Source organism: Saccharospirillum alexandrii (assembly GCF_043641555.1).
Classification (GTDB): Bacteria; Pseudomonadota; Gammaproteobacteria; order Pseudomonadales; family Natronospirillaceae; genus Saccharospirillum; species Saccharospirillum alexandrii_A.
In genome coordinates, this window is record NZ_JBHZRJ010000003.1 from 830,229 (window position 1) to 846,860 (window position 16,632).

15 protein-coding genes are annotated in these 16,632 nt (G+C 58.5%); 1 reads left to right on the forward strand and 14 read right to left on the reverse strand.

From position 1 onward, the window contains the following. The 14 genes from ACHUE7_RS13905 to ACHUE7_RS13970 form a co-directional block, all read right to left on the reverse strand. Nucleotides 1–2,658 (reverse strand): nitrate reductase, encoded by a 2,658-nt coding sequence (locus ACHUE7_RS13905; RefSeq protein WP_394170509.1) that lies wholly within the window; start codon nt 2,656–2,658, stop codon nt 1–3. Next, nucleotides 2,655–3,047, reverse strand: a complete 393-nt coding sequence (gene nirD / locus ACHUE7_RS13910) for a nitrite reductase small subunit NirD (protein WP_394170510.1) — start codon at nt 3,045–3,047, stop codon at nt 2,655–2,657. The genes ACHUE7_RS13905 and nirD overlap by 4 nt, the downstream gene beginning before the upstream one ends. Nucleotides 3,048–3,056: 9 nt before the next feature. Next, nucleotides 3,057–5,615, reverse strand: a complete 2,559-nt coding sequence (nirB, locus tag ACHUE7_RS13915) for a nitrite reductase large subunit NirB (protein ID WP_394170511.1) — start codon at nt 5,613–5,615, stop codon at nt 3,057–3,059. A 9-nt stretch (nt 5,616–5,624) separates the two neighbouring features. Continuing rightward, on the reverse strand, nt 5,625–6,815 hold the full coding sequence (locus ACHUE7_RS13920; RefSeq protein WP_394170512.1) for an NAD(P)/FAD-dependent oxidoreductase: 1,191 nt from the start codon (nt 6,813–6,815) through the stop codon (nt 5,625–5,627). 300 nt (nt 6,816–7,115) lie between these two features. Beyond that, entirely contained in the window at nt 7,116–7,307 is a 192-nt protein-coding gene (locus ACHUE7_RS13925; RefSeq protein WP_127555654.1) for a zinc ribbon domain-containing protein, read from the reverse strand. Nucleotides 7,308–7,591: 284 nt separating this feature from the next. Next, nucleotides 7,592–7,864, reverse strand: coding sequence for a DUF1289 domain-containing protein (locus tag ACHUE7_RS13930; protein WP_394170513.1), 273 nt, complete (start codon nt 7,862–7,864; stop codon nt 7,592–7,594). 222 nt (nt 7,865–8,086) lie between these two features. Next, the gene (locus ACHUE7_RS13935; RefSeq protein WP_394170514.1) at nt 8,087–9,037 is read right to left on the reverse strand and encodes a PDC sensor domain-containing protein; all 951 of its coding nucleotides are present in this window, start codon (nt 9,035–9,037) and stop codon (nt 8,087–8,089) included. A 288-nt stretch (nt 9,038–9,325) separates the two neighbouring features. After that, nucleotides 9,326–10,174: an ABC transporter ATP-binding protein gene (locus tag ACHUE7_RS13940; RefSeq protein WP_394170515.1), complete on the reverse strand. Its 849-nt coding sequence runs from the start codon at nt 10,172–10,174 to the stop codon at nt 9,326–9,328. A gap of 40 nt (nt 10,175–10,214) precedes the next feature. Next, nucleotides 10,215–11,216 carry an ABC transporter permease gene (locus ACHUE7_RS13945; RefSeq protein WP_348476488.1) on the reverse strand — a complete coding sequence of 334 codons (1,002 nt, stop codon included), beginning with the start codon at nt 11,214–11,216 and terminating at the stop codon, nt 10,215–10,217. A 58-nt stretch (nt 11,217–11,274) separates the two neighbouring features. Continuing rightward, entirely contained in the window at nt 11,275–12,657 is a 1,383-nt protein-coding gene (locus ACHUE7_RS13950; RefSeq protein ID WP_394170516.1) for a CmpA/NrtA family ABC transporter substrate-binding protein, read from the reverse strand. 462 nt (nt 12,658–13,119) lie between these two features. Continuing rightward, nucleotides 13,120–13,416 carry a hypothetical protein gene (locus ACHUE7_RS13955; RefSeq protein ID WP_213677647.1) on the reverse strand — a complete coding sequence of 99 codons (297 nt, stop codon included), beginning with the start codon at nt 13,414–13,416 and terminating at the stop codon, nt 13,120–13,122. Between the two features lie 41 nt (nt 13,417–13,457). After that, on the reverse strand, nt 13,458–13,598 hold the full coding sequence (locus ACHUE7_RS13960) for a hypothetical protein (RefSeq protein ID WP_213677648.1): 141 nt from the start codon (nt 13,596–13,598) through the stop codon (nt 13,458–13,460). A gap of 146 nt (nt 13,599–13,744) precedes the next feature. Continuing rightward, on the reverse strand, nt 13,745–14,854 hold the full coding sequence (locus ACHUE7_RS13965) for a CmpA/NrtA family ABC transporter substrate-binding protein (protein WP_394170517.1): 1,110 nt from the start codon (nt 14,852–14,854) through the stop codon (nt 13,745–13,747). An 84-nt stretch (nt 14,855–14,938) separates the two neighbouring features. Beyond that, entirely contained in the window at nt 14,939–15,505 is a 567-nt protein-coding gene (locus tag ACHUE7_RS13970) for an ANTAR domain-containing response regulator (RefSeq protein ID WP_127555646.1), read from the reverse strand. Nucleotides 15,506–15,836: 331 nt separating this feature from the next. Between ACHUE7_RS13970 and ACHUE7_RS13975 the strand changes: the two genes are divergently transcribed. After that, entirely contained in the window at nt 15,837–16,589 is a 753-nt protein-coding gene (locus ACHUE7_RS13975) for a helix-turn-helix domain-containing protein (protein ID WP_394170518.1), read from the forward strand. Nucleotides 16,590–16,632 lie beyond the last annotated feature (43 nt).

Below are 16,632 nucleotides of genomic sequence, written 5' to 3' on the forward strand. Positions count from 1 at the left end.
TCAGGCGGTTTCGACGTTCACTGCCGTTACCGTGCACGCCTGAACCAGGGCACTGACTTCCTCCAGGCAACTGCCACACTGAGTGCTGCATTTCAGGGCGCGTTGAACCTCGGCCAACCCGGCTTTCGAATGCCGGGTCAGGTAATTCTCTATGTCCCGTTCGTACACGGAATAACAGGTGCAGATCAGATCGCCACGGGGGTTGGCTTCGCCCGGTTTGCCCGCCAGCCAGTCTTCCAGTGACACCTCAGCATTTTGCCAGTGTTGCTGCAGCCAGTCGGTATCCGGCACCGGTCGTTGCCGGTCATTCACGCCGAGCCAGTAGGCGGGTGTCTGGCCCGGAGGGCTGGCTTGTTGAAACCAGTGCTGCTCTGAATCCGTTAGGGTAATGCCGGTATCGGGCGCAGCGTTTTGCCAGTGTTCAGTGATGTCACTCAGGGTCCGATCGGTATAAAACAGGGACCATAGCCATTTTCCGCCCAGCGAGCGTTTAAACCAGATGGCACCCCGAGCGAGGGTCTCGGGCAGGTGCTCGGCAACATAAGTACCCGCACAACTGAGCGACATCGGTTCTACAGACACCAGTGCATGTTTGCTTTCCGGCTGACCCGATTGCGGATCGACAACGGGCGGAATCACCCGGGCGACACCGCCAGCTGCGGCAAAGGTTTCGTTCCAGTGCATGGGTGCAAAGGCATCTCCGCGCCGCTGGCTGCTGTCCAGAGCCAGCACGGCGACAAAATGGCCGAACGCATTGGTTACTCTGACCGGCTGGCCCTCAAGCAGACCACGTTCGGCTGCATCGGCCGGGTGCAAGGTGAGGCAAAAGTCCGGCCGGTGTTGGCCAAGCCGACTGACCAGACCCGTGCGGGTCATGCTATGCCACTGATCGCGCAGCCGGCCAGTATTCAGTCGCAACTGCTTGCCCGCTGCGTCAGGCTCGGCGGGTGCGACCGGAACAAACCGGGCACGACCGTTAGCCGTGGCAAAAAGGCCATCACCAAACAGGCGGGCACGGGATAGGCCCTCGGCGTCATAGGGCCACTGGCTGGGTGCCAGGTTGTCGTATTCACGCGGCGTCAGGTTGGTTAGCGGCTGCAAGCCAAATTGCCGGTTGGGTGCCGGTTCAAAGACGCTCATGGCAGCGTGCTCGGCAAAGATAGCCGCCGGGCCGCTGTAGTTGAAGGCGGCCTCATAACCCAGCCGTTTGCCGACTTCAGCCAGGGCCCACCAGTCGGGTTTTGCGTCACCCGGTGGTAGCAGAAAGCCACGCTGCCGCGACAGACAGCGTTCGGAGTTGGTCACGGTGCCGTCTTTCTCGCCCCAGGCGAGTGCTGGCAAGATGACATCCGCGTAGGCCAGGGTGTCGTTGTCGGTGACCACATCCGAGACGATCACGGTCTCGACCCGGGCCAGGGCTTCACGCACCCGGTTGGCGTCGGGCAGGCTGGCCAGCGGGTTCGTGGCCATGATCCACAGAACCTTTATTTCCCCTCGCGCCGCCGCTTCAAACAGATCAACCGCTTTCAAACCGGGCTTGCAGGCCAGGTTGGGTGCATTCCAGAACCGGGTAACGGCATTGCAGTCCGTCTCTGTAAATCCGCGGTGGCTGGCCAGTTGATTGGCCAGGCCACCGACTTCCCGGCCGCCCATGGCGTTGGGTTGGCCGGTGATGGAAAAGGGCGTAGCGCCCACTTTGCCAATGCGACCGGTGGCCAGATGCAGGTTGATAATCGCCTGGCTTTTGGCCACACCGGAGCGACTCTGGTTAATGCCCATCGACCAGGCGGTGACGGTCTTGGGCGTGGTGGCTAACCAGTCAAAGAATTGCAGTAAGTCTACCAGCGCCAGGCCGCAATCATCCGCCAGGGCCGCCCAGTTGGCGCCGGCATGGTGCCGTGCGGCGGCCAGGGTGTCTTCAAATTGCTCGGTATGTTGGTCAATGAAGTCGGTATCCAGTGCGTTGTTGTCGGCCAGCCAGGCCAGTGCGCCGTTGAATAGCCGGCCATCGGTTCCGGGTTTGAGCGGCAGGTGCAAGTCGGCCGCCCGGCTGGTATCGGTAGCGCGCGGGTCTATGACCACCAGTCGCATTTGTGGTCGCGCCTTGCGCGCTGCCTGCAACCGCTGAAACAGCACCGGGTGGGCCCAGGCCAGGTTAGAGCCCACCAGTATCACCAAATCGGCCTGTTCCAGGTCGTTATAGCAACCGGGTACCGCATCTTCCCCCAGCGATTGCTGATAAGCCGCCACCGCCGACGACATGCACAGCCGGGAATTGGTATCCAGGTTTGCGGTGCCGAGAAAGCCCTTGGCGAGTTTGTTGGCGACGTAATAGTCTTCGGTCAGCAATTGGCCGGACAGGTAAAAACCAAGGCTGTCGGGGCCGGTTTCAGTGCGGACCCTGTCGATCGTTTGGCTGATAAAGTCGAGTGCAGTGTCCCAACTGACGGTCTTGCCCGCCAGTTTGGGTCGCAACAGGCGTTGCTGCAGCGGCAGTACCTCACCCAAATGCGTACCTTTTACACAGAGTCGCCCCTGGTTGGCCGGGTGATCGGCCAGGCCACTGACCTGAATGTCGCGATCACCGCTGTGTGGTATTTCCACGCCGCAGCCAACGCCGCAATAGGCGCAGGTGGTGTGCAGACTGCGATCGGTCATACCCACTCGATCTCGACCCGGCCATCGACAATACGCGCTGGCCAGACCGGCACTTGCCAGGTGTCGTCTTCCAGGCAACGACCGGTTTCCAGTGAAAAGTGATGTTTGTACAGCGGGGCCGCGACGACAGGTTCGCTGCTAATGTCACCGAGCAAGCCACGCGCCATAACGTTGGCACCGCTGGCCGGGTCTTGGTTGGCCAGGGCGTAGACTCGTTGCGATTGAGTCGGTTGTCTGCCATCCGGTAACAGGAACAGGGCAATCTGCTGCCCGAGCACTAGCGCAGCGACGCCGGAGCCGGGTACCAGATCATCGACGGAACAGACCTGAACCCAGGGGCTGGTTCCGGACTGGTGTGTTTGGGATTGCGATTGGGCATTGGCAGTCATGTCGGTCTCCTAGACGGTGGCGATCAGTCGGGCTTTTTCTTCATCGCGCGCGGGGCGAATCTGCTCGCGCTCTTTAACGAACACCACATTGCTGTCGGCGCTGTCGCTGTTGACGAAGGTGCGGAAACGTTTCAGCTTTTCCGGGTCGTCCAGAACGGCTTTCCATTCGCACTGGTACGATTCGACGATGCGCGCCATCTGTTGTTCCAGTTCGGCATTCATTTGCAGGGAGTCGTTGAGGATGACGTCTTTCAGGTAATCGAGACCGCCTTCCAGGTTTTCCATCCATCGGGCGGTGCGTTGCAGCCGGTCGGCCGTCTTGATGTAGAACATCAGCAGCCGGTCGATGGTTTTGATCAGGGTGACATCATCCAGGTCGGTCGCAAACAAGTCGGCATGGCGCGGTTTCATGCCGCCGTTGCCGCACACGTAGAGGTTCCAGCCGTGTTCGGTGGCGATGACGCCAATGTCTTTGCTCTGCGCTTCAGCGCATTCACGGGTACAGCCGGAGACGGCGAATTTCAGTTTGTGTGGCGCGCGCAAGCCCTTGTATCGGTTCTCCAGCAAGATCGCCATGCCTACGCTGTCTTGCTGACCATAGCGGCACCAGGTGCTGCCGACACAGGATTTCACCGTACGCACGGACTTGCCATAGGCCTGGCCGGTTTCGAATCCGGCGTCGATCAGCCGTTTCCAGATTTCAGGCAACTGATGCAGCTGGGCACCGAACAAGTCGACACGCTGGCCACCGGTAATCTTGGTGTAGAGATCGTATTCTTTGGCCACTTCGCCAATCACAATCAGTTTGTCGGCCGTGATTTCGCCCCCGGCAATGCGTGGCACTACAGAATAGGTGCCGTCTTTTTGCATGTTGGCCAGAAAGGTGTCGTTGGTGTCCTGCAGTTTGACGTGCGCCGGTTCCAGCACACCTTCGTTCCAGCAACTGGCCAGAATGGAAGCAACGGTAGGCTTGCAAATATCGCAGCCGAGGCCTTTGCCGTGTTCGCGAATCAGGGCATCGAAAGTTTTGATCTGGCCGACCTGCACCAGATGAAACAATTCCTGGCGGGTGTAACTGAAGTGCTCACACAAAGAATGGTCAACTTCAACGCCGCGCGCTTCCAGGGTGGCATCGACCACTTGCTTGAGCATGGCGGCGCACCCGCCGCAGCCGCTGCTGGCACGGGTTTCGGCTTTCACTTCTCCAAGGGAGCAACAGCCTGAATCGATGGCGCCAACGACATCGCCCTTGGTGACGTTGAGACAGGAACACAGCGTAGCGGTGTCGGGCAGAGCGTCGACGCCCAGCTGAGGTACGCCTTCGCTGCTCGGCAGGATCAGGCTGTCCGGTTCTTTGGGCAAGGTAATATCGTTCAGGTAATACTGCAGCAGGGTGTCGTACAGACTGTTGTCGCCAACCAGAATGGCACCCAGCAGCCGGCTGCCATCGGCACTGGTCACCAGCTTGCGATAAACCCCCGTGCGTTCATTGCTGTATCGGTAGGTCACCGCGCCGGCGCTGCGCGCATGGGCATCGCCAATGGCACCCACATCGACCCCCAGGAGTTTCAGCTTGGTGCTCATGTCGGCCCCGGTGAAGGAGGCATCGCCCCCGGCGAGGTGCGCAGCGGCTGCTTCGGCCATGCGATAACCTGGAGCGACCAGACCGAAAATGGCGTTGTTCCAGAGTGCCACTTCACCCACGGCGTAGATCGCCGGATCGGAGGTCTGGCATTGGTTGTTAATGGCGACACCGCCGCGTTCACCCAGCGTCAGCCCGGCGTCGCGCGCCAGGGCATCTTGTGGGCGAATACCGGCAGAAAAGACGACGACATCGGTGACCAGCGGTTCCGCATCGGCGAAGGTAAGCACGGTGCGCCCCTGCTCGTCGCGGGTGATCGACTGAGTGGCGGTATTCACATGAACCTGAACACCGAGTGCCTGAATTTTATCGCGCAGCACAGTGCCTGCATCGGCGTCCAGTTGCACGGGCATCAGTTGGGGGGCGAACTCAATGACATGGGTATCGAGCCCTAGCGATTTGAGGGCATTGGCCGCTTCGAGGCCCAGTAATCCGCCGCCGATCACCACGCCGACGCTGCCATCACTGGCGGCATTGCGAATCGCATCGAGATCATCGAGCGTTCGGTAGACCAGGCAGGAAGGCAGGTCGTGCCCGGGGATCGGGGGCACAAAAGGGTAGGAGCCTGTTGCCAGAATCAGAGCGTCGTAAGGCAGTGCGGTGTCGTCTGCAAGCACGACTTTTTTGGCGTCGCGATCGATCTGGCGAGCAGCCACACCGAGGTGGGTGTGAATGCCGCATTCGCTGTACTGTTCGAGTGTGCCCAGTGCCAGATCAGCGTGAGTCTTGCCCTGAAAGTACTCGGATAGATGCACCCGGTCATAGGCGCTGTAAGTCTCTTCACCAACAATGTGAATGGCCCAGTCCGCTGCCTCACCGCAGGTTTCCAGAAAGCTCATGGCAGCATGGTGACCGACCATGCCGTTACCGATAATGACCAGTTGGCGTTGATTCCGGGTGTCTGTGTGTGTCGGTTGCGTTGTCATGTGCTTCTCCTAGGCCGCTTTTATGCTGCCCAGCATCACGGCGCGGGCATCGTTTATGGGGGTCTGTTGTTCAATCAGATGTTGGTAGAGCTCGAGGTGGGTGCGAATGCCGACCATCTCGGCACCGATCAGCCGGTCGTTCAGAAAATGCAGTCGCCGGCACTGATTCAGGACGGGCGCGTCCAGTGTCAGGTGCCGGGCATCGGGGTGGTCGATGCAGCCATGAGAGACCACATCGAGCCCGGAAATTTTTAATCGGGTGGTACTTTGCTGGGGTGACCAGTGCGCCGGTTCGGCACAGAGCACCGAGGCCAGCACCTCAGCCTGCTGATAGGCCGGTGCGACCAGGCCGAAGGTCTGGCCCTTGTATTCGGCGCATTCACCCAGCGCAAACAGTTGGGGGTGGCTGGTGCGCATCTGATCATCAATCAACACGCCGCGATTGACGCGCAGCCCGGCCTGGCGAGCGAGGTGCTCGTTGGGCTGAATGCCAGCGGCGGCGATCAGCACATCGGCGGCCAGAGTATCGCCACGGCTTAATTCGACCGAGGTGAGTTCAGGCTCAGCATCGATGTGGCTCAGTTCACAGCCAAGATGCAAGGCAATGCCGGCCTGAGATGCCGCGCGCGCCAGGTACGCCGCCGTCGGTGCCGACAATTGCCGGTTCATCAGGTGGGTGTTGCGGTGAACCAGGCTAACGCGGTGCCCGCAGGCTCGCAGCCCCCAGGCAGCCTCCAGACCCAGCAGGCCACCACCGACCACTACCGCCGAGCGGTTCGCTGGCAGTGCTTTTAACCAGTGGCCATCGGCCTTGCTGCGAAAGGCCCGAATCGCGGGCTGTGCTGGAAAGGGCAGGTCGGGAAACCGGGGCAGGGCGCCGGTTGCCAGCACCGCCTGATCAAACACCAGGGCGCGGCCAGAGTTGAGCCTTACCTGGCCTGCCGGGTCCAGAGCAACGACGGCATCGCCGTTTACCCGGTAGATCCGGTGCTGGCGATACCAGGCGTCGTCGACCAGGTCGAGGCTCGCTTCGCTGACTTCACCGGCGAGCCAGGGCGTCAGCTGAATGCGGTTGTAACCAATACCGCCTTCCTCGCTGACCACGGTGATCGACCCCGGATACCCGCGCTCGACCAGCTGTTGCAGCAACCGGGTCGCCGCCATGCCGTGTCCGATGATCAGTAAGCGTTGCTGGTTCATAGGCCCTCGCCAGTGCCCGAGCCTTTCGGCCAGACAAAAAAAAGACGCTCTTGGGTTTCCCCAAGAGCGCCAATGCTCGATACGCAAATCACAGTGTAAGGCCATCTCATCTCAGAGAACTGGCAAGCCAGACTCTGATTTGTGATGACTGATTTCTATATAGCGAAGGGCGTGCCAACTTTTAAAAGCGCTTAAAATCAGGCGGTTAGCAGGTTATCGCAGAAGGGAGTGTGGTTTTTTGCACCAAGACTGGCCAGGGAGTCCGTTGGCGTGTTCGGTGTTGGGGCATCGGTGCCTTTGTTATTCGTCTTCCCGCGCCAGGCGCACAATCTGATCACCCTCGGTCACCACGACCATGGGCTGGCAGCAGACTTCACAATCTTCCGTATATTCCTGGCTGTCTTCAGTGGGGTCGACAATCAGATGAATACTGGCGTCACAATAGGGGCAACGCAAATCCACCAGTTCAGTGGACAAATGATCGAGTGACATGGTGGCCTCCGCAAAGTCGGTATGACGATACGACAGAAGGTAGTTCAAGGCTCTTCTATCTGCACGGCTTTATCTGGAACTCAAGTTTCGGAGTTCAGTTTTGCTCTGGTGCCAGGAGTCCGTGTCAGGCACCGGGCAACCCTATCTGGGGTCGGCGTGGACCCATCCATGGGGCCTAGACCGCAGCATCCATGCTGCGGACTTCCCCAGATAGGGTTGCCCGGCACCTGACACTCAGCTGATTTCGAACTCCGAAACTTGAGTTGTGAACTCTGAATCCAAAGTTAAGAATTACTGCCAACTTCTTCGTCGAGATCAGGAAAGAGTGTTTCCTGCGGGGGAGAGGGTTCGGATGACTGGCTGGTTTGGGCTCGCTCGAAGCGAAGCTTACGAACCTGGCAGGCACGAATGATCAGGCGCTTGGCTTCATCGTCTGCCTGAAACCAGTACTGGCGCTCGGCCCGGGAACGAAAACAACCCCGACAGTAACCCCTGGCACCGGATTCACAAACGCCGATGCAGGGGCTGGGTATGTCGAAAAATTCGAGTTGTTTCATGGCACCTTGATCGGTTGTTCCTGTTGGAGGTTCTTTTTTCTGAGTGCGCTGCAAAAGCTAGCGACGGGTGCCGGGGGAATCTCTGCGGGGTAGTCCGCAGCAGGGAAGCTGCGGCCTAGGCTCCAGGGAAGGATTTACGCCGACCCCGCAGGGATTTCGCCGGCATTCGGCGCGGGCCAATAACTCCCAGTCAACTCAGCCACTGGAGGATAACGGGGTTAGTTAACCACCAGTACTACCTTCGGGTCGACTGAGTTTCAGGTATATGCCTAGCCCGATCAAGAGTGCCACGGCGGATAACATCATATAGACCGCCTGGATCAGTTGGTCGCTCTCACCCAGCAGTGACTTGAACATCAGCAGTAATGCCTCGATCGAAATCGCTATCAGGATAGCAGACATGAAGCGGGTAATGGTTCTTTCTGTTGATCCGTGGTGGTGAATGTCTTTGTGAACGAAGACTTCTTCCTCGATGATGGTTTTGCCGAGGTCAAAAATGGCCAGGCTCAGTGTGATCAGAATCACGACGCCGAATGAGTCGGTAGCGATGTGGCTGGGTGTCAGCAGGGTACCCAGCAGTGATTGCAGCGAGGCCCAGAGCAACAGGCCGGAGACTGCTATCAACACCGATCCGATCAGGGCGTAGACGGTTCGAAAAACTGGGTGAAACCGATAGCGCAATTGATCGTTGTTCAGGTAAGCAATCAGTGCCTGCAGGTTTAAATTAAGGACCAGATAGCCGGGCGTTTCAGCATCCGACTCATCGCTGTCGTTGCGGTTGAATCGCAGCACTGCCGAAATGGCCAGACGGTGGGTTGCGCTCGACAGGTAAGGTTCGGAGACAGTGATGGCCCCCGGGTTGTGGTGCGCTGCCTGAAAGTAGGGCCGGTGGCTGCGATCGCTGTGTTGCCCCAGGGTGCGACGCGCCGGTTCGGTGACCCCCTGGCCGTAGGCGGAAGGCAGTAATTGTTTGCCTCGCTCGTCCAGACTGTAGAGCATCTCGATGAACGGATAGGCCTTGCTGAGGTGGGCCACTTCCTCTTGCTGTGCGTTGGGATCGGTGAGCAAACTGATGCGGTCGAGGCTGGAGACGATCGATTCGATCAGGCCATTGATGGCAACGCGATCTTGCTGGTAGCTTGATACCAGATGCAAATAACTGTGGTACGCCATGGGGCGTTCAAGTCCTTTGGGAGTGAGTGAGGACCTTTACGCTATCACCCCTCGGGATGCTTCTCCAATGGCGACGCTAATACCTGGGCCTGCCCGGCAGGTCAGCTTTGTTGCTCAGTAACAGCCTGCTGACCGATGCGCCCTGTGTTCGCGAGTACGGCCTGTTAAACCGTAAGGAAATAACAGAACCCGGTGAAATGGTGGGGTATTTGTTCTGGCAATTCGGAGGTGTTGTTAAAAAATAGATCAATAAAGAGGGTGCGTTGCGCACCCTCTTTGTAAAAAACGTCAGGCCACTTCGGTTTTCTTTTTTGCCGGTGTGGTCGCCGTTGCCCGCGATGAAATCGGTTCGATCTTGCGTTGTTTTTCGTACAGAAATGTCAGCACTTCAGAGCGTAAATGGTTGTAGTGACCATCGTCGGCCAGTGCCAGGCGGTTGCGTGGGCGCTCAAGATCCACGTCCAGAATCTGACCGACCGTTGCCGAGGGGCCATTGGTCATCATTACGATGCGGTCTGAGAGCAGCACGGCTTCGTCGACATCGTGAGTGATCATAATCACCGTTGTGCCTAGCTGTGATTGAATGTCCATCAGCGAATCTTGCAGGTGGGCGCGGGTCAGGGCGTCGAGTGCGCCAAAGGGTTCGTCAAGCAACAGCACACTGGGCTGCATCGCCAGTGCCCTCGCAATGCCGACCCGCTGCTTCATCCCGCCGGAGATTTCACCGGGGCGCTTGTGCATGGCGTGGCCCATGTGCACCAGCTCCAGGTTGTGGGCGATCCAGTCTTTCAGTTCGGCTCGGCTTTTGGTTTTTCCGAACACGCGCTTAACCGCCAGTTCCACGTTTTCCCAGGCAGTGAGCCAGGGCAGCAGGCTGTGGTTCTGAAATACCACGGCGCGTTCCGGGCCGGGCTCGTCGACTTCCTTGCCGTTGAGCAACACGCCACCACGAGTTGCCTGGTGCAAACCAGCGACAATGTTGAGTACGGTACTCTTACCGCAACCCGAATGCCCGATCAGTGATACAAACTCACCGTCGCGCACTTTCAGATTGACGTTGCTGAGGGCCGTGAAAGGCCCCTTGGGGGTCGGGAAGTCGATTCCGACGCCACTCAGTTCGAGATGTGTCTGGGTCATGTTAATCTCCTGACGCGTAAAAAATTCGGGTTGCTTGGGTTCAGCGTTGCTCGCTGGTTTTGTCCCAGCTGACGGCCTGTTGCAGCATCAGCATGATGCGGTCGAGGGCGTAGCCGATCAGGCCAATGGCCAGCACTGCGACCATGATGCGACCGAGTGAATCGGAACTGCCGTTCTGGAATTCATCCCAGACGAATTTGCCCAGCCCCGGATTCTGCGCCAGCATTTCAGCGGCAATCAGCACCATCCAGGCAATACCCAGCGACACCCGCAAACCGGTAAACATCATCGGTATGGCCGAGGGGATGACGATTTTACGAATGTGGGTGAACGTCGGTAGTCGCAGAACTTTACTGACGTTCAGTAAATCACGATCGATATTGGCCACGCCCACGGCGGTGTTGATCAGCGTTGGCCAAAGCGAACAGAGGGTAACGGTGAACAATGAGGTGATGAACGATTTGTCGAACATCGGGTCGTCTGATACATACACCGCACTGACCACCATGGTCACCAGCGGCAGCCAGGCAAGAGGCGATACGGGCTTGAAAATCTGGATGATCGGGTTGACGGCCTGATAAGTCGACCGCGACAAACCGATGATGATGCCACAGGGAATCGCGATCACACTCGACACCAGAAAGCCGGCGAGTACCGTGACCAGACTGGTAAAAATCTGATCGATGAACGTCGCCTTGCCCGGGTAACTGTGGATGGTTGGGCTGTAGCTCGGGTCATCGGCCATGCGCGCAGCATTGCGTTCTTCCTGGCGTTGGTAGAAGGCGGTTTCTTTTTCCCGCTCGGCCACATGGCCCTGCCAAAGTGACTGGCTTTGTTCCACCACATCGACCGGGCCCGGAAAGGTGCCCAGCGAGGTATTGATCTGGCCGGCACCGACGTGCCACAGCATCAGAAAGACAACAATGCCGGTCACGGGTAACAGCAGTGATGTCAGCCATTGCACCGGGTTGAAGTCGGCCAGACGATGGCTCAGGTTGAGCTTGAGTTTCCGCCAGGGGTGGGTGGATGTCTGCGCTGTCATGGTTTTCTCCTGTACCGCACTGCGCGCTAATTACCCACGAGCAGTGCACGGTCTACGATTACTCGTTGCTGCCTTGCAGGCCGATGGGAAACCGGCTCAGGTAGGCGTTGGGTTCACGGCCGTTGTAGGGAATGCCGTCGATAAATTCAGTCTGCTCGGGTTTGAAGCCGGTTTCGCTGGCAAAGGCCGGGAACTGGTCGGCGCTGAAGGTGCCTTCCTCGATCAGGCTTTCAGCCGCAGCCTGGTAAAGGTCTGGCCGGTACACTTGTGCTGCCATCTCGACATACCAGTCGTCGGTTTTTTGCTCGTCGATCTGGCCCCAGCGACGCATCTGGGTCAGGTACCAGATGGCATCGGAGTAGTAGGGGTAGGTTGCGTTGTAGCGGAAAAAGACATTGAAGTCGGGGACGGATCGCACATCGCCGCGTTCGTACTCGAAGGTGCCGGTCATGGAGTTGGCAATGACTTCTTCATCAGCGCCAACGTACTTGGGCTGCGACAAAATGCGTACGGCTTCTTCCCGGTTGGCATTGTTGTCGGCATCCAACCAGTGAGCGGCCCGGATCAGCGCGCGCACCATCCGTACGGTGGTGTTCGGATAAGCCTCGGCAAATTCCTCGGTAATGCCAAAGACTTTTTCCGGGTTGTTTTTCCAGATCTCGTAGTCGGTAATCACCGGCACACCGATGCCTTTGAACACCGCCTGCTGGTTCCAGGGTTCACCCACGCTGTAGCCTTTGATGGTGCCGGCTTCGAGTGTCGAGGGCATCTGTGGGGGCGGGGTAACACTCAGTTCGACATCGGCGTCGATCAGCCCGGAGGTATCACCGTTGGCCGGGTCGTAGTACCCCGGGTGCAAGCCGCCCGCAGCGAGCCAGTAGCGAATTTCGTAGTTGTGGGTCGAGACCGGGAACACCATGCCCATCCGAAACGCCTCGCCCCGGTCGCGGTATTCGGTGACGACCGGTTGTAACGCCTCGGCACTGATCGGATGCACCGGCTTGCCGTCTTCGTGGGGAATGTGTTCTTTCATGCTTGCCCAGACATCGTTGGAGACGGTAATGCCGTTGCCGTTCAGGTCCATCGAAAAAGGCGTAATAATGTTGGCCTGGGTGCCGTAGCCGAGCGTCGCAGCCAGTGGCTGACCGGCGAGCATATGGGCACCATCGAGTTCACCGGTAATAACGCCATCGAGCAGAACTTTCCAGTTGGCCTGGGCTTCGAGCGTGACGTAGAGCCCTTCGTCTTCGAAGTAACCTTTTTCGTAGGCGATGGCCAGCGGGGCCATGTCGGTTAGTTTGATAAACCCAAAGGTCAGGGCTTCTTTTTCCGGCCAGCCGAGGTCGGCCTGGGCAACGCTGACGGTGGCGCACAGTGCGGTGCCCACCAGGGTTCGGGTGAGCCGTTTAGGCACGAAAGTCGAAGCGTGGTTTAAGGTCATGGTGTCTGTCTCCCCAAGGTTTACCGTTGCACTCAGCGTGCCGGAATGTGGTCTGGCTGCTGACGAGCGCCCAAAAAAAAACGGCACCGAGTTCGCGTTTTGCGAACAGGGCACCGTTGCCAAGTAGACTGTGTTGTTATTGCTCTGTGCGCAGCGATTAAGCGTCTGCTGCGGAGCAATGGATCTAATCAGAACAAAGCGATAACCGTGCCAGAACTGTTTATCATGTCTGAAACATCGCAGTGGAGCGGCTTGGAGGGTTAGCTGGGGCAACTGTGCCCGCGGTTTGCGCGCTGCGTTAATGCGCTATTTATGGGCTGAATGGGGGCAGTCGCACCATTGGGGCACAATTTTGCGGCAGGGAAGCGGGTGAGATTGAGGCGGTAACTATCGAGGAAGGAACGAGTATGATGCTGAGGATCCGGCGCTGGTGACCACCCTGCGCCGGTTCTAAAATGGCGGTTAAACCAGTTCTGCTTCGTCCATCAGTGAGGCGTGCAAATGCCCCTGGGAACCAATCAGCAGACTGCCCTGGCTGTCTTCAACCAGAAATTCGAGTGCATCTTCATCATCGACCGAAATGGACCCGTGAAAGGCATCCAGGGCGGCATCGGCCCAGTGTTCCTTGTCCAGTTTTGCCGATACATCGACCGAGTATGAACCGACAACCTCCTGATCCCAGTCAGACAGGTCCTCAAACACGCCCCGCGGGCTGACGTGAATGAGAACACGAATGGTATCGACTGTGAAACGGATCATGATATGGCTCCCGGTATCGCTTTGGACACGTTGGGTTAATGTTATGCCCAGTCTGGGCGATGCTTTTGGTAACCGCGTTTGGCCGACTTTTTCCGGTCGGTAAAGGTCTGGCCTCGGTGCGGATTGAACCGGGCAACCGGGTTGTGCCGTGAAGGCTCCGGTGCCGACGCTGCTTTGCTCATACAGGTCTCCCGTCAGCGCCCTGGCACTCTTTTACCAGGGGCTCAGTGGTCAGCGGGTCGCGCATAATACAGAGGAGAAGGGGGGCTGAAAAGAGGGTTTTTAAAGAAAAATCGGGAGGATTGACGCCGTTTTTTTCAACGGCTTTCTAAGTCTCTGAATCGGTTGGAGTTTCAGCTTTCGGTACCGTCGTCATCTTTTTGAAAACTTTTTTCCAGATCTCTGGCTGGTACGCCCGGTCTATCACCTCGGCGTCAGAAACCCGTTTTTCGGGCAATTGCCGGGCGGCTTGCATCTGGGTCAGCATCCAGCGGGCGTGATCCGGGTTGGGGTAGGTAGCCCGGTTGCGGAAGAACACCTTGTGCCAGCGTGGCTGGCCATCGTGCCAGGGGGCTTGCATGGCTTCCAGCAGCAGGTCGGAATCGCAATTGAGGTAGTCGGGTTTCGCAAGCCAGTGCGCGACTGAGGCCAGGCTGTTAGGACCATCCAGCCATTGGCAGGCGCGTAACAGGGCGCCGATCAGGGCCTGATGGGTGTCGGGCTGCTGGTCGGCAAAGTCGGCGTGAACGGCCAGCACCTTTTCCGGTGCATCGGGCCAGATATCATAGCCCAGCAAGGCCAGGTTGCCCTGGCAGGCGCGAACCGCATCGGTGTTCCAGGGTTCGCCGACGCAAAACCCGTCAACATCGCCCTGAGTCAGGGCCTCGACCATTTGCTGCGGCGGTACCACACGGATCCCGATGTCCTGGTTGGGGTCGATGTTGGCCTGGTCAAAAAAGGTGCGTAACAAATAGGTGTGCATCGACATCGGAAAGACCGTACCAAACACCAGCTTGGGCAGGCCGCGTTTGTGCCGGTCGTCGATCACCGCTTTCAGCGCTGGCCCCAGTTCGGCCTGCGTTGCGGGCAGGGCACAGCCGAGTGCCGCCGAGAGCGCATTGGAAAAGGTAATGGCATTGCCATTGAGCCCCAGTGACAGCGCCGTGGTGAGACGATTTCTAATGGCCGTGCTGGCCAGCGAGGTCTGGCTGGCGACCACCAGTGGCGCGAGCAAATGGGCGGCGTCGATCAGTTTCAGCGACAGCTTGTCTCTCAGGCTGGCCCAGTTACCTTCCCGGTGCAGGCGCACCTGCAAGCCGGCGTCGGCAAAAAACCCGGCTTCCTGGGCAACGATCAGCGGCGCCGCATCGAGCAGGGGTAGAAAGCCGAGGTTCAGTTCGGTGCAGTCGGTACCTTGGGGGGTGATCGGGTTACTCATTACAGTGTTCTCTCGTCATCAGTCGCAAGCTGGCTTATACCAGCCGGCCCGGGCGTGAAGGCGTTAGGGGTGGCGGTGGACGGCTTATTCATCGAACAGCACCAGTATGTCCTGGGCGATTTCGACCAGGCGCACCTTCTTGTTCATGGCCATTTTACGCATGGCGCCAAACGCCGCGGCTTCGTCGCACTGGCGATGTTTCATCAGCAGGCCTTTGGCCTGGTCGATGACCTTGCGATCAGCCAGTTCATCGCGGGTTTTGCGTAATTCGCCCCGAAGAGCCTGAAAAGCCTCGAAGCGTGAAATGGCAACTTTGATAATGGTGTTGACGCGGCTGGCCTGAAGGCCATCGACAATGTAGGCACTGACGCCGGCGTTAATGGCATCACGAATGACGGTGTCGTCGTCATCTTCGGCGAAGAAGATGATCGGGCGCGGCGTACGGTCGGACGTGAGCGCTACATCCTCGAGCATGTCCCGGTCGGGTGACTGGGCATCGACGATGACAACATCGGGCTGAAAGGACTCGACCAGTTGGTAGATGCGGTGTTCGTCCGGCGATCGAATCACCACGGCGTAGCCGAGCGCGGTGAGCGCGGTTTCCAGAATTTGGGCGCGTTCGAGTTGTTGGTCAATGACAAGAATGTTCATACGCGCACGGCGAGGTCCTGCATTAATGGGTCTAAGACGGGGCTTGGCTTGTCATTGCAAGGGCTGTGCCTTTAAAATCGCCGCGGTCGGGCGGATCAGGGGTTCAAAGCGCTGCATTATGGTGCATCCGCGCGTCTTTGGGGCGGCTTACCGCACCGATGGGGAGCGCAGTGACGAGCCCTTGCAGACATTAATCCCCCCGATGACTTGGCGACAGCGGTAGCGGGGCGTATGGTATGAGGCTAAAGTCGATGCAGGTCTGTCACCGGTATTGATTCATCACCTCTGGGAGCGTGCTATGTGGTTGGGAGGATTGAGTCGTTTGGAGCCCATGCCTCAAACGGGTGATCGCCATCATCACAGTCATCACCAGGTTGTTCTCGGGTTCGAGGGCAATGCCGCCTTTGAGCTTGAAGGTGAGGGCGGTGACCAGTTGTGTCTGGGTAATGGGTGTCTGGTCCCCACCCAGAGTGATCACGCCTTTCAGGGCCTGGGCGATAACCGCATGGTGGTACTCGATTTCTCGGTGGATGCCTCCATCGACAGCAGCATTGACCATGAAATGCTGTGCCGGTTGTTCGATCGCCCCCATTATTTCCAGCTCGACGCGCAATTCGGCAGCCTGCTGACCGCCATGGCGCGCGAGATTGATCAGTTCGGTCACGACCCACACATGCAGCAGCATGTCAGTGCACTCTTGCTGCACAGCCTGTACCAGCGCCTGACCGGGCGAGCGGTACCCGGCCAGGAGTCTCTCGGGCGGTTCGATTTGTCGAGAATCGACCAGATGATTCGACACCGCCTGCAAGAAAAAGTCTCGGTGACCGAAATGGCTGACCTCTGTCACATGAGCATCAGCCAGTTTCATCTCCGGTTTCGCCAGGTGACCGGCATGACGCCTTACCAGTATGTCATGAAACTGCGGCTCGACCAGGCCATCTGGCTGCTGCGCTGCTCTTCGCACTCCATTGCCGACATTGCGCTTGAAACCGGCTTCAGTAACCAGAGTGCACTGACCCACGCGGTTAAAAATCGCACCGGGCACTCGCCGGGTCAGATTCGCAAGCAAGCCAGCGCCCATTAACACAGGGTGTTGGGGCACTGTCTTCAGGCCCGCTTCTCATACC

What these genes read in the sequence shown, in the direction of transcription:
- ACHUE7_RS13905 (WP_394170509.1), bottom strand. Translation starts at nt 2,658, where the DNA reads ATGACCGATCGCAGTCTGCACACCACCTGCGCCTATTGCGGCGTTGGC.
- nirD (WP_394170510.1), bottom strand. Translation starts at nt 3,047, where the DNA reads ATGACTGCCAATGCCCAATCGCAATCCCAAACACACCAGTCCGGAACC.
- nirB (WP_394170511.1), bottom strand. Translation starts at nt 5,615, where the DNA reads ATGACAACGCAACCGACACACACAGACACCCGGAATCAACGCCAACTG.
- ACHUE7_RS13920 (WP_394170512.1), bottom strand. Translation starts at nt 6,815, where the DNA reads ATGAACCAGCAACGCTTACTGATCATCGGACACGGCATGGCGGCGACC.
- ACHUE7_RS13925 (WP_127555654.1), bottom strand. Translation starts at nt 7,307, where the DNA reads ATGTCACTCGATCATTTGTCCACTGAACTGGTGGATTTGCGTTGCCCC.
- ACHUE7_RS13930 (WP_394170513.1), bottom strand. Translation starts at nt 7,864, where the DNA reads ATGAAACAACTCGAATTTTTCGACATACCCAGCCCCTGCATCGGCGTT.
- ACHUE7_RS13935 (WP_394170514.1), bottom strand. Translation starts at nt 9,037, where the DNA reads ATGGCGTACCACAGTTATTTGCATCTGGTATCAAGCTACCAGCAAGAT.
- ACHUE7_RS13940 (WP_394170515.1), bottom strand. Translation starts at nt 10,174, where the DNA reads ATGACCCAGACACATCTCGAACTGAGTGGCGTCGGAATCGACTTCCCG.
- ACHUE7_RS13945 (WP_348476488.1), bottom strand. Translation starts at nt 11,216, where the DNA reads ATGACAGCGCAGACATCCACCCACCCCTGGCGGAAACTCAAGCTCAAC.
- ACHUE7_RS13950 (WP_394170516.1), bottom strand. Translation starts at nt 12,657, where the DNA reads ATGACCTTAAACCACGCTTCGACTTTCGTGCCTAAACGGCTCACCCGA.
- ACHUE7_RS13955 (WP_213677647.1), bottom strand. Translation starts at nt 13,416, where the DNA reads ATGATCCGTTTCACAGTCGATACCATTCGTGTTCTCATTCACGTCAGC.
- ACHUE7_RS13960 (WP_213677648.1), bottom strand. Translation starts at nt 13,598, where the DNA reads ATGAGCAAAGCAGCGTCGGCACCGGAGCCTTCACGGCACAACCCGGTT.
- ACHUE7_RS13965 (WP_394170517.1), bottom strand. Translation starts at nt 14,854, where the DNA reads ATGAGTAACCCGATCACCCCCCAAGGTACCGACTGCACCGAACTGAAC.
- ACHUE7_RS13970 (WP_127555646.1), bottom strand. Translation starts at nt 15,505, where the DNA reads ATGAACATTCTTGTCATTGACCAACAACTCGAACGCGCCCAAATTCTG.
- ACHUE7_RS13975 (WP_394170518.1), top strand. Translation starts at nt 15,837, where the DNA reads ATGCCTCAAACGGGTGATCGCCATCATCACAGTCATCACCAGGTTGTT.